This window comes from Zunongwangia atlantica 22II14-10F7, assembly GCF_002094855.1.
Taxonomy (GTDB): Bacteria; Bacteroidota; Bacteroidia; order Flavobacteriales; family Flavobacteriaceae; genus Zunongwangia; species Zunongwangia atlantica.
Genome location: NZ_ARYN01000005.1, coordinates 225,903 through 237,975, shown reverse-complemented (window position 1 = coordinate 237,975; position 12,073 = coordinate 225,903). Strand labels below are relative to the sequence as shown.

The window sequence follows — 12,073 nt, the reverse complement described above, 5'->3', positions numbered from 1 at the left end:
TCTACCAATCACTCACCCTCATAAACTTCCAAACATTCCTGCAGTGAATTTCCTTCCTCGTGGATGCATTCGCAAAATGTGATACAGTTTTCGGGATTTTCGGTGTCACTACATTGTCGCTCACAATCTGAAATCGAATTGCGTGGCATGATCTCGAAAATATTGGTAATAAAAAAGATAAAACCGATCGTATACATAAAAACGCCACCAAAAAATGCGAAAGGAAACTTACTAATTTTAGCTTGCTGCGGAAGTAATTTTTCAGAAGTATGCTGCTTTAACGGAAGAATATATTTCAGTTTATGATAATCCCAACACAGCAAAAAGAACACAGCCGTAAGCATAAGCGGTGCGGTAAATAGCGAACCATCAAAACGAACGGCCAAAGAAAGCACCGTAATATTCAAAATAATAGGGAAATAGATCAAAGCGCCTAAAGTTGCGGTACGCGGAATCAAAAGTAAAACAGCCGCTAGCATTTGCATTACACCAATAAAAGGATAATAATAACCCGTGTAAAAAAGCGCTTCCAAATAATGTCCCATTGGGTGATTATTGGCTAAAGCGGTAAATCGTTCGCCGTTGATCTTTACAAATCCCGATGGTAAAAAGCCTGCCGCTAAAGCGATTCGGCAAAAAATGGCAAAATAGCCTATCCAGATATTTCGTCTTGCCTGAAGATGAAATTGTTCAAATTTTGCAATGATTTTCATTTTTTCGGAATGGATAAAATACAGACTGAATTTATGTAATTTCGGCTAAATATGGCCTGCCTGAAATTTTCAAAGTTTAACGGAAGCACTTCTTTAAAATCGAAATGATGAAATGTGTTCGCGTTTTTACCAATCTTAAAAGAACGATAATAATACCTGAAATAATCGGGAAGAATTAGTGTGCCCAATACGATCGCACCAAACATATACGGGCTACTTTTTCCGTTGCCTAAACATAAATATTGTAGTGCGATCTCGTCTTCAACATTGGTGCCGTAACCGCAAAGCGTATGATAGGCATCATGCCGTTCTACTTTTGCAATGAGTTCAAAATTATTTTTATTCAGGAATTCCCCAAGATGGTAACCGAAACTCTCTTTTGGGTAGTGGAGGAGTTCAGCAGAGCTAATATTCCACGGAATATGCTTTCGTTTTAAAAATCGCGTATAAACTTTCTGAGTCTGGTCAAAAAGCCAGTGAATTAATCGCTTTCGCATAATGATGTTTTTAAAGTACTTTGAAATTCAAAGTAAATGATTAAAATTTTTTGATCAATGAGCTGCCGAGTGATCCAAAGCTTTGATGTCGCTTTTGTAATCTTTTGGCAGGATAAGTTCTTTCAGGATATAATCGATTTTAAATATTCGGCTTAGTCGGTAAAATGGAATAATTGCGATTAGAATAGACTGATTTCTGAAATTCAGTAATTCTTTTATTCGTTTGGGCGCCATTAAAATCTGGGCTTCCAGTAATAGGCGGTAACGAATAATTCCTAAGTGTTTTTTATACTGAAGAAATAGATCTTTGGTGAAATCGCTATATTCAAAATTGTCCTGAAGTTGTGATCTTCGTTGTATTTCCCAGTCTTTAAAATTAGTGGGTAAATCAGCGATTTTCATCCCTTTTCCAACTTTTAGAAATACCTGAAAAACCTCTTCTTTTTCGTGCAATGTTAGCTTTCGCTCTAAAGCTTCAAAAGCTCTAATGGAATAATCGATCAACATAAAAAGTACATCGCGATATGCCCAATCTGGGATTTTAAAACCTCGATTTTCTTCAATTTTCGCATGAATTTTATTCATTTGATCTATCGCCTGGAAAGCTGTTTTTTCTTCAGCAAAAACGATCACTTTCGCATAATTCACGGTAGAGAAAAGTCGGCCCAGCGGGTCTTTGGGAAGCCTGCCGGTATAATACAGCCAATCTACCGCTTTATTCAGCGCAAATTCAGCAGCAGCACCGGCAAAAATAAATAGGATGGTATCTGCTTTTCCCCAAATTTGGCGAACGATCGAGTCTTTTTTTGTGAAATAGGTGGTTTCCATAGTTTAATCCCAAAGTCCTACTTGTGCTAACGCGAAAACTAAGCTTAACCAAAAAATTACAAGAAAGCAAAATCCGCAAAAAACACTGATCAATTTTGTGTATTTATGGCCTTTAAAAAAGAAGTCACGTATCAGGTAGTAGAATACTCCACCACCAGCTCCACCAATCGATGTTGTGATTATGGGAATGTACACCCAACTTTCAATTTCGCCAACTTTCAGCAAAATTCCGGCCAGTAGAAGTAACGCAATTCCAGCACCGGTAAGTGCGCGTTTTAACGCCAAAGCGTAGTCTAATTTCATAGGATTTTCAATAGTCATAATAGATAATTTTTACTTTGAATTTCAAAGTAGCTTAATAAAAAAATTTTATTGGCGCCGCCAAAGGGTTTAGTATCTCGTGGCTTGCCTAGAAATTGAAAATTTATTTCTGCCGAAAGCCTTCCTGGGCTTACCCTCGTGATAGTTTATTTTAATTCGTTTTTCGATTTTATAATGCTTTCCAGGGCATCGATATGTTTTTTAAATTCCAATTTCCCAAGTTTGGTCGCTTTATATTTGGTATTTGGTTTGCGATCCACAAAGGATTTCTGTACTTCAAGATATTCGGCTTTTTCAAGTGCTTTTATATGGCTCGCCAGGTTACCATCAGTCACTTCTAAAAGTTCTTTTAACTGATTAAAACTGACTTTCTCGTTCACCATTAAAACCGACATGATTCCCAATCGAATGCGATGGTCAAAAAGTTTATTTATGTTTTCTATGATACTCACTTTGGACGTTTTCTTCGGAAATTATTTTTTCTGAATGATCATTAAACTTCCGTAAACAATATGCAAAAGTCCGAATCCTATCGTCCAAAACCAAAAACCATATCCAGGAAAACAGGCACAGATCAAACCGATCAAAATCTCTAAAATTCCCAAATATTTTATGGTGCCAATCGTATATTTTGAAGCATTAAGCAAAGCGAGTCCGTAAAAGATTAACATCAATGAAGCAGCTGAAGCAAAATCACCCTGATTCAATTTTAATAAAATATACGCGCCACCGGTAAGCAGCGGAATCAAAAAATGAAATGCCAATCTTTTGGCGGTTTCATCCCAAATCTTTTCATCATTTTTCTTCGCTTCTTTGGCCGAAAGTACATAAGCCGTCACCACGCTAAGCAAAAGCACCAGCATTAGATCGATAACAATCGGCACGAGCTGCGGACTAGCATATCCAATATTTTCATACTCAAACTGAGTAGGGAAGAAGAATATTTTCGCGATACCTGCACCAATAATAGCGTAGATTCCCGCCATGATTCCTGAAGTTCCACTAAGGGAAAGAAACCGCGAAGAGCGATTCATTAAACTTCTAATTTCAGATAGATCCTGTGAATAATCTTTATTCATTTTAAAGTACTTTGAAAATCAAAGTAAATGTATAAAAATAAATTATGCAACTGAATTTTAGTTTTTTATTTCTTTCAATCAAGAAAGTTGTTAACTAAAACTCAGATTGCATAATTTAAGAATGCTTTTTTTAAAGCCTATTTCACCACCCAAATTGGGATCCTTGAATTCGAGGTTGAAAGCTCATCTGTAACGCTTCCTAACATTAAAGAAGAAATATTATTACTTCCTTTATCGGCAACCATTAAAAGATCTGCATTATTATCCTGCGAGCATTCGATAAGTTTTTCAGCGATTGTAGACTCTTTGCTATCCAATACTTTTTCTTCGATATTGTAAGGTTTGTGTAATCTTTTTATAAACTTCTCTAAGCGTTCCTGGCTGTGTTTTTTCAGTTTTACCTTCATTGTATCTGCTGAAACATAAGGTGAAAACTGCGCTGGAATTTGATAAACATGAGCTGCAACAATATTCGCATCAATCTTTTCTTCTATATAATCTATGCTGTTATAGATTTTCATACAACTTCTAGAGAAATCTGTTCCTGCCCAAATAGTGTTTAATTTTGGAGTGCAGGTTTCAGGAATAATTAAAAGCGGGCATTTTACCATTCTAAGTAGCTTATCGGTAAGAACCCCAGCACCTTCATAATCAATCTTATTTCCTACTAGGATCATATCGATATAATATTTATTTACGATATGGTTAAAAATCGATTCGGTATAAGGATCTTCAGCAATTAGCGTATCCCATTCAACATCTGCATCAAAGCTATTGGTGATTTTTTCTGAAAGTTCATCGCCAATAATTTGTTCCAGATCAAGATCTTTTAACTGCTCCTGAAACAATTCTGAAATTGCATATTTTTTTACATTATGAGTGAAATATACCTTTTTAATATCCAGTTTTTTGGCTAAAAACGAAGCGTATGCGATAAGGTGATCGTCCATAGGAGAAAGATCTAACCCTACCAGTATTGTGTTAATATTAATCATTTTTAATCGGCTTTTTTCAGGTTTCTTTTCTGTACTATTTCTTTAACGACCTCTTCGTAATTTTCTTTTTGTTTTTGCTCTTTTTTCTTGTTCAGTTTGCGCATATCTTCTTTAAGTCCCTGGTAGAGCGAATAGCACATCACCAGCAAAATAAAAGCAAAGGGGAGTCCCGTGACGATTGAAGCGGTTTGCAAGGCCTGTAAACCACCACCAACTAATAAAACGGCAGCGATGGTACCTTCAGCAACTGCCCAAAATATACGCTGTCCTACCGGAGCATCAATCTTTCCTCCAGAAGTTAAACTGTCTACAACTAAAGAACCAGAGTCTGATGAAGTCACAAAAAATCCTCCAATTAAGATCACACCTACAACATTAAGAACCGTCGCTAATGGGAATTGCTCTAAGAATACGAAAAGGGCTGTTGCCACATCATCGTTTACAGCTTCAACAATGGTATTATCTCCGGCTAAAACCTGTTGGATTGAAGCACTTCCAAATGCTGAAATCCAAAAGAAGGTGATCAAAGAAGGAACAATAAGTACTCCTAAAACAAATTCTCTAATGGTTCTACCTTTAGATACGCGGGCGATAAATGTCCCTACGAAAGGAGACCAGGCAATCCACCAACCCCAATAAAATACGGTCCAGTCGTTTTGCCATTTGGTACCCGTAAAACTCTCTGTCCAGGTAGAGATCATCAAGAAATCTGAAAAATAATTTCCGGTATTTTGCACAAATGATTGGAAGATAAAGATCGTAGGTCCTAATACTAAAACAAGTAGTAAAAGTACAACGGCAATTCTCATATTCCACTCACTCAAAATTCGAACACCTTTATCTACACCCAAGACTACAGATAAAGTGGCGATCGCTGTAATACCTGCAATTATGATGATCTGTGTCGTGATATCGTTCGTAATTCCAAAAACATGTTCTACACCTGCTGCGATTTGCTGTACCCCAAATCCAAGTGAAGTTGCCAGTCCAAAAAGTGTCGCTAAAACTGCGAAAATGTCTATAAGGTTACCAATCCAACCATGAATTTTATCTCCTATAAAAGGATAAAAAACAGATCTTATGGTTAGCGGTAAACCACGGGTGTACGTAAAATAGGCCAAAGCAAGCCCTACCAAAGCATAAATTCCCCAGGCATGAAAACCCCAGTGAAGAAATGTAAAACTCATCGCTTCTCTCGCAGCAGCTACGGTTCCACCTTCGGCCATTGGCGGAGTGTTAAAGTGGTTTATAGGTTCAGCAATACTCCAAAATAAAAGTCCGATTCCCATTCCGGCGCTAAAAAGCATCGCGAACCAGGAAGCTGTTTTAAATTCTGGTTTTGCATTTTGGCCACCAATTCTAAGATTTCCGAATTTACTAAAGGCCAAATAGATCATAAATCCAAGAAAAATATTCACTACAAGTACAAAAAACCAACCACCATTATTGGCAACATAGTTTTGTACATTTTCGAATACTTTTTCTGCCTGTTTCTCGTAAATGAGCGTTAAGACAATACTTGCGGTAATAATAATGGTCGAAGAGAAAAATACCGGGCCGTTAACCTCTAATCCAAAAATGGATTTTTTCTCGTCGCTTCTGGTAACTTTTTCTGCCATACTAATGTGTTAGATGTTTAAAAATAATATCCTATGTTTATATTAAAACGGGCTTCCCATTTTGCATCTGGGTTCCCCGCAGCAAAATCGTCTACATAATTACCGCCAAGCCAGGAGTGATTATAACCTGCTGCATAGTCGATATATGTGTAAACTTTTCCGGCGGTAATCAAAACGCCGGTTACATTCATAAAAGAGTCTTCAAAATCGTCTTCAGTTTTATCCATAAAACCAAAATCATTATAGAATTCCAAATTTGATATTGGGCCAATTTCTACCGGAATGCTTCGGCTAACCGCTAAAGAATAAAGGTTAAAATCTGCAGCAACGCCATAAGTTGCACCATAAGCCCCAAACTGAAGTACATTATCGTTTATGGTATCTGGAGTGATGGGATTGTGTTCTATGATCATTCCCTGTGCTTTTACATTCCATTTTTCACCTAAATATTCGTAATGAAGCGCAAAACCGTGATGATCGCCTGTTTCCTGAGTATCGAGATTATAAATACCACCGTATTGAACCGATGTTCCTAATTGATGATTTTTATCTTTCCCTAGTTTGTAGATAAACTTTCCGTTAAACTGGTTAATTTCTTTGTTTCGTCCTGCAATATCGTAAGAATATCGAGAAGGATCAATTTCTGAAGTGCTACCAAATTGTAATTCTTCAGCATTTTTGAAGAAAGCTAATTGATATTGAATCCTTTCTGAATCATGAATATACTTTATTCCCATATCATGATCGTCTTCTAAACCAACATAATATGTAAGGTTGAAGAACCAGTTGTGAGAGTTGTATTGCTGAAGCCCAAACGGAACCTGAGTTAAACCAATATGAATTTGATCTTCTTCGTTAAATTTATAACCAAGCCAGCCTTGCTTCAGGAATCCACCACCAAAAGCTTCAGAATATAACCGATATTCGACGTTTAGGAAGACATTTTTATAAGATCCCTCAGCATTAATTCTAAACATATCGTAACCAAAATCACCACCGCGATCTTTTTGGCCCTCTTTCCAACTTGATAAATTGTAATTAAATCGAAGCGCACCACCTATTTTTAACTTTGGTTTTTCTTCATCTTCAGATTCCTGTGCTAAAAGAGGAGATGAGAAAAAAAGAAAAATCGTGCATAGAAGTAGTTTGTAAGATTGAAGTAGTAAAGTTTTTTTCATCCAAAAGTTTTTATTCGATAATCAAAATTAAATGAACTTAACTCGTCCTGATAATAATTGAGATTAGGACGTTTTTGTATCAAGCATTTTTTAATAAAATGTGCCTGGCATTGCGTAATGATTTAAGCGGATTGCGAAAAAAGAAAAATCAATTCCAAAATCCTAAATTTTAATAAAGCCTTAAACCATCTTTAGCAGTACTTTAAGCTATTGCTTCTAATTTTAGCAATGATTTTATTTGAGATTCTAAATTTGTTAGAAATAATATCCAATATTAATATTGAATCTTGCTTCCCATTTTGGATCTGGATCACCGGTAGAAAATTCGTTATCAAAATCGCCTCCTAACCAGGAATGATTGTATCCTGCAGCATAATCGATATATGTGCTTACCGGCCCCGAATTAATTAGCACACCCAAAACATTCATATAAGAATCGCCAAAACCATCGATACGTTTGTGCATATATCCAAAATCATTGTATATCTCTATTTTTTCTACAAAATCTCTATTGATATAGAAAAGGTGTGAAACTCCAAAGTTGTAGATCTCAAAATTTGTAGCCACTTCGTACGGAGTTCCATAGGCGCCCATTTGGATAATATTTCTGGTTTCTCCGGGAGCATTAGCAGGATCAAATTCTGCTTTTGTAGCCTGTGCTTTTATAAACCAGTCATCAGATTTATATTCGTAATGAATGGCTAGGGCATATCGATTTCCGGTTTCTGTAGTTTCAATATTATACAATCCGCCATATTGTGCAGATAAGCCCACTTTATGCATGGCATCTAAATTGGGTTTGTAAAGAATCTTTCCGGTTATCTGATTTACTTCTTTATTATTACCAACCACATCATAAGAATATCGATTGGGTGAAGCCGGTGAATTATTACCAAAAGTTAGTTCTTCAGCATTTTTAAAAAATCCTGCATGATACTCGAACATATCACCCATATACGAATATCTAATTCCCATATCATAATCGTCTTCTAAACCAACGTAGTATGGTAAATTTAAAAACCAGTTATGAGAATTATAGCGCTCAATACCAAAAGGAACCTGTACTAATCCCATTTGTATTTCGCGCTTGTCGTCTAACCTATATCCAAGCCAGCCCTGCTTCAAAAAACCGCCACCAAAAGCTTCTGAATAAAGTCGATATTCGGCATTTACATACAGGTTTTTATAGGAACCATTTACGGCAAGCCGAAAAACATCAAAGCCAAAATCGCCTCCTCTTTCTTGCATTTCTGGTTTCCAGGAAGAGAGATTGTAATTAAAACGTAAGGCGCCACCAATATCTAATTTCGGTTTTGGTTTCTCATCATTTTTTTCCTGAGCAAAATTTTGATAGGGGAGTAGAATGCTAAATAATAGAAGTGGAAAAAAGTAGTTTTTGAGTAATAGTTTATTCATAGGATACTTTTTTGTTTAAGTTACTATGAATAATTATTAATTTTGTTAAAAAGATAAAATTTTAATAATTAATTAAAGTTTAAGACAGAAAAAAGCCTTCTATGAGCATAGAAGGCTTTAAATAGAAAATTATAAACAAAAAACAGAATTAGACTACAAATTAAGATTGTGCAAGCTGAATCATAATGGCAAGTTCTTCCGCTAACTTATCGGTGTTGCCATTCCAACCTACAGATTTAAATTTAATACGGCCATCAGGTCCTACTACAAATTTTGTAGGAATTCCTGAAACTCCATAAGAATCTACCACTTTAAAATCATTGCTATCTTCAACTTTTTCATCCATTAAAACATGAAAATCATATTCATTATCAGCAATAAATTCGGTTACTTCTTTCATACGAACATCTGGAGTTTGTCTCTCCCAGGTATCAATAAATAAGAATTCTACGTTTGGATTATCTTTATGTGCAACCACGGCTTTTTGCATTCCCGGGAACGACATTTTACATGGTCCACACCAGGTTGCCCAAAAATCTAGAACAACGGTTTTTCCTTTTAATTCTTCTAAACTAACCTCGTTACCATCAAGATCTTTTAGAGCAAATTTGCTAGCATCCTCGTCGATCATCATTTTTTTGATATCGCTTTTAGCTTTTTCATGCCCTTTTTCTTCAAGCATAGCTAACTCGTCTTCAAATCCAGAAGCATCACCACTTGCAGTATAGGCTTCCTTATAGTATTCTTTTAATTTTTCAGAACCTTTATTTTCAGCAATAAAATCGGCCGCCTTTTCCTTGGCAACACCGTATTGCTCATCTTCAACTAAATATTGAATGTATTTTTCGGTAATATCAGCATCGGCCATTTTAGAATTGGTAGCCATTTCCTGATATTTAATCGCTTCTTTTAAATCACCTTGCTTATACATTATTGTTGCATAAGTGTCGCTATACATAGATTTTTGATAATCTAGATTTGCATCGAATTGCGAAGCTGTCTGAGTTTCAGATTTTTCTTTTTTAGGATCGATATTATCTAAAATAGCTAAAGATTTTTTAGAAATTTCCTGGGCTTGATCCAGGTTTTTGTTTTCTTCAACTAATTTCCAGGCGATACTATTATATGCTGAAGCTACTCTTCCTTTTTCAGAAATTTTTGAAGCATATTCCTGTGCTTTGTCAATTTCACCTTCGGCAGCCAGTTCACTTGCCAGCATCGATAACATATAGCTTCTATAAACGTTATCTTTTCCTATTTTATCTTCGTAATCTTTGAAAACTTCTTCTTTAGCATCAATACCTTGTGACTGATACATTTTTTGGTAATAGCTAGATGTAGCCATAGAACCTTTTGGAAATTTTTCAGGAATCAAACTTCTTAAAGAATCTGCAGCTTCTTTATTCCCTACAATAGCATTTACTTGATATAAATTGGAGTAATCTCCTTCGGTTAACGAGTCGTTTTCTTTTGCAGCCTCCATTTGCTTTTCAACAAAAGCACTGGCTTTTTCTTTGTCACCTTTAATCATGGCGATATAAGAAAATGCCCATTTTGTTTCTAAAGAAGGATCCTTTTCAAAATCACTTTCATAGCTGGCAACAATAGAATCTTTAGGTATTTCTACACCTCCGTAGCGCTCACCCAGCCCGTAAAAATTTGCGATCTGCGAAGTACTTCCAGATAAAGGATTGCCTTCTTCATTATATAATGGTAATACAAATCCAGCTTTATTGTTATTATCGTCTATATTGTATTGCTTGAACTGAAATGAAATAGCCGTAGCCGTATCTGGAATTTTAATGCTTGAGGTGTAAAGCATAGCCGAATCCTTAAGCTCTATATCTTCTGGATATATCCCGGTACCAGTCATAAAATTGATGATACCTTTTACCTTCTCATCTTCGGTATCTGGGATACTATCCTTAGATGCATAAGTTATTTTAATTTCATCTCCCGGTTGTGGAAATTCTTTACTTATATGTAAAGCCCCTATATCTTTCCCTTTATCTTCAGGTTCGCTTTCACAAGACGTTAAAGCGGTACATAAAGCTATTGCGGGTAGTATTAATTTTTTCATATTATGATTGATGTTTTTATGTGGTGCGTATGAAAATAGTTAAAAAGAGTTAAAGTTTTATGTTTAAGCGTTGATTTAACATTTAATCTGAATATTGAATAATATAATCGTTTTTAAATGAGTAAAGCGTAAAAATGCGCCCTGATTTTATCAAAAACAAAAAGGCTCTGTTAGCAGTTTTTAGATTACAGAGCCTTTTTTAGAAATAAAATAAATTTCTAATTAGAAAGCATTAATGGTTTGTCTTATCGCAACAAGATTAGTCATTAATTGTTCTAAATATTTTAGGTCTAGCATATTAGCGCCATCACTTTTTGCATTTGCAGGATCAAAGTGCGTTTCTATAAATAATCCATCTACATTATTTACAACTCCGGCTCTGGCAATGGTTTCAATCATATCTGGTCTACCACCGGTCACTCCGCTGGTTTGGTTAGGCTGTTGTAAGCTGTGCGTAACATCTAAAACCGTAGGGGCAAACTCGCGCATGGTTGGGATACCTCTAAAATCTACGATCATATCTTTGTAGCCAAACATAGTACCACGATCTGTAACCATTACTTGCTCATTATTACAGTCGGTTACCTTAGTTACCGCATGTTGCATCGATTCCGGACTCATAAACTGACCTTTTTTTAGGTTTACCGTTTTTCCGGTTTCAGCGGCGGCAACTACAAGATCGGTCTGGCGAACAAGAAAAGCCGGAATTTGTAGAATATCAACATATTCTGCGGCTAATTTTGCGTCGCTAATTTCATGAATATCGGTAATCGTTGGCACTTTAAAAGTTTCAGAAACTTTTCTAAGGATCTTCAAGGCTTTTTCGTCACCAATCCCGGTAAAACTATCGATACGAGAACGATTCGCTTTTTTAAAACTTCCTTTAAATACGTAAGGAATTTTCAGTTTATCGGTAATTTCAACAACTTTTTCAGCAATTCTTAAAGCCATTTCTTCACCTTCGATGGCACATGGCCCGGCAAGAAGAAAGAAGTTATCAGAATCGGCATTATGTATTTGTGGTATATTTTCTAATTTCATTTTTCGAGAATTAATTCAGCAAAGATAACTTAATCAAATTTGCCAACCATATTTTTAGTTTGACAGATATTTTTTTAGTACAAGCCGATATTAGTTGTTTTTAGGGTTAATTTTTTCAGCTCTTTAATAGAGTATTGACGATTATTTAACCTGAATGCTCATTAAAACAGCCTATTTTTGTGCAAAATAAGCCCTACAAACCTTTTTAAATAGATTTTCAGGAAGTAAAACCTTCAGTTTTGTATTGTTAATGCTTCTTTTTTAATCTTTTGAGTGTTTGTTTGAAGCCAAAACCCCAAATTTCAG

12 protein-coding genes are annotated in these 12,073 nt (G+C 35.7%); all 12 read right to left on the bottom strand.

The features are described from left to right. Window positions 1-8: 8 nt before the first annotated feature. Window positions 9-713 carry a DoxX family protein gene (locus tag IIF7_RS07170; protein WP_084840993.1) on the bottom strand — a complete coding sequence of 235 codons (705 nt, stop codon included), beginning with the start codon at window positions 711-713 and terminating at the stop codon, window positions 9-11. Continuing rightward, complete coding sequence (locus tag IIF7_RS07165; RefSeq protein ID WP_084840992.1) at window positions 710-1,210, bottom strand: hypothetical protein; 501 nt, start codon at window positions 1,208-1,210, stop codon at window positions 710-712. The genes IIF7_RS07170 and IIF7_RS07165 overlap by 4 nt, the downstream gene beginning before the upstream one ends. Before the next feature lie 54 nt (window positions 1,211-1,264). Next, window positions 1,265-2,038 carry an oxygenase MpaB family protein gene (locus IIF7_RS07160; protein ID WP_084840991.1) on the bottom strand — a complete coding sequence of 258 codons (774 nt, stop codon included), beginning with the start codon at window positions 2,036-2,038 and terminating at the stop codon, window positions 1,265-1,267. Window positions 2,039-2,041: 3 nt separating this feature from the next. Further along, window positions 2,042-2,341 carry a hypothetical protein gene (locus IIF7_RS07155; RefSeq protein WP_139801282.1) on the bottom strand — a complete coding sequence of 100 codons (300 nt, stop codon included), beginning with the start codon at window positions 2,339-2,341 and terminating at the stop codon, window positions 2,042-2,044. A 164-nt stretch (window positions 2,342-2,505) separates the two neighbouring features. Beyond that, a complete protein-coding gene (locus IIF7_RS07150; protein ID WP_084840989.1) occupies window positions 2,506-2,811 on the bottom strand; it encodes a winged helix-turn-helix domain-containing protein in 306 nt (101 codons plus the stop codon). Window positions 2,812-2,832: 21 nt separating this feature from the next. Next, the gene (locus tag IIF7_RS07145) at window positions 2,833-3,438 is read right to left on the bottom strand and encodes a hypothetical protein (protein ID WP_084840988.1); all 606 of its coding nucleotides are present in this window, start codon (window positions 3,436-3,438) and stop codon (window positions 2,833-2,835) included. Window positions 3,439-3,575: 137 nt separating this feature from the next. Continuing rightward, complete coding sequence (locus tag IIF7_RS07140) at window positions 3,576-4,433, bottom strand: universal stress protein (protein WP_084840987.1); 858 nt, start codon at window positions 4,431-4,433, stop codon at window positions 3,576-3,578. Between the two features lie 2 nt (window positions 4,434-4,435). After that, window positions 4,436-6,052 carry a BCCT family transporter gene (locus IIF7_RS07135; protein WP_084840986.1) on the bottom strand — a complete coding sequence of 539 codons (1,617 nt, stop codon included), beginning with the start codon at window positions 6,050-6,052 and terminating at the stop codon, window positions 4,436-4,438. Window positions 6,053-6,069: 17 nt separating this feature from the next. Then, a complete protein-coding gene (locus IIF7_RS07130; RefSeq protein WP_084840985.1) occupies window positions 6,070-7,230 on the bottom strand; it encodes a hypothetical protein in 1,161 nt (386 codons plus the stop codon). A gap of 255 nt (window positions 7,231-7,485) precedes the next feature. After that, complete coding sequence (locus IIF7_RS07125) at window positions 7,486-8,646, bottom strand: hypothetical protein (RefSeq protein ID WP_084840984.1); 1,161 nt, start codon at window positions 8,644-8,646, stop codon at window positions 7,486-7,488. 160 nt (window positions 8,647-8,806) lie between these two features. Further along, the gene (locus tag IIF7_RS07120) at window positions 8,807-10,726 is read right to left on the bottom strand and encodes a TlpA disulfide reductase family protein (protein ID WP_084840983.1); all 1,920 of its coding nucleotides are present in this window, start codon (window positions 10,724-10,726) and stop codon (window positions 8,807-8,809) included. A 222-nt stretch (window positions 10,727-10,948) separates the two neighbouring features. After that, window positions 10,949-11,767 carry a 3-deoxy-8-phosphooctulonate synthase gene (gene kdsA, locus IIF7_RS07115; protein WP_084840982.1) on the bottom strand — a complete coding sequence of 273 codons (819 nt, stop codon included), beginning with the start codon at window positions 11,765-11,767 and terminating at the stop codon, window positions 10,949-10,951. Window positions 11,768-12,073 lie beyond the last annotated feature (306 nt).

Excerpts from the sequence above, each read along its gene's own strand:
- IIF7_RS07170 (WP_084840993.1), bottom strand. The coding sequence starts at position 713 with ATGAAAATCATTGCAAAATTTGAACAATTTCATCTTCAGGCAAGACGA.
- IIF7_RS07165 (WP_084840992.1), bottom strand. The coding sequence starts at position 1,210 with ATGCGAAAGCGATTAATTCACTGGCTTTTTGACCAGACTCAGAAAGTT.
- IIF7_RS07160 (WP_084840991.1), bottom strand. The coding sequence starts at position 2,038 with ATGGAAACCACCTATTTCACAAAAAAAGACTCGATCGTTCGCCAAATT.
- IIF7_RS07155 (WP_139801282.1), bottom strand. The coding sequence starts at position 2,341 with ATGAAATTAGACTACGCTTTGGCGTTAAAACGCGCACTTACCGGTGCT.
- IIF7_RS07145 (WP_084840988.1), bottom strand. The coding sequence starts at position 3,438 with ATGAATAAAGATTATTCACAGGATCTATCTGAAATTAGAAGTTTAATG.
- IIF7_RS07140 (WP_084840987.1), bottom strand. The coding sequence starts at position 4,433 with ATGATTAATATTAACACAATACTGGTAGGGTTAGATCTTTCTCCTATG.
- IIF7_RS07135 (WP_084840986.1), bottom strand. The coding sequence starts at position 6,052 with ATGGCAGAAAAAGTTACCAGAAGCGACGAGAAAAAATCCATTTTTGGA.
- IIF7_RS07130 (WP_084840985.1), bottom strand. The coding sequence starts at position 7,230 with ATGAAAAAAACTTTACTACTTCAATCTTACAAACTACTTCTATGCACG.
- IIF7_RS07125 (WP_084840984.1), bottom strand. The coding sequence starts at position 8,646 with ATGAATAAACTATTACTCAAAAACTACTTTTTTCCACTTCTATTATTT.
- IIF7_RS07120 (WP_084840983.1), bottom strand. The coding sequence starts at position 10,726 with ATGAAAAAATTAATACTACCCGCAATAGCTTTATGTACCGCTTTAACG.
- kdsA (WP_084840982.1), bottom strand. The coding sequence starts at position 11,767 with ATGAAATTAGAAAATATACCACAAATACATAATGCCGATTCTGATAAC.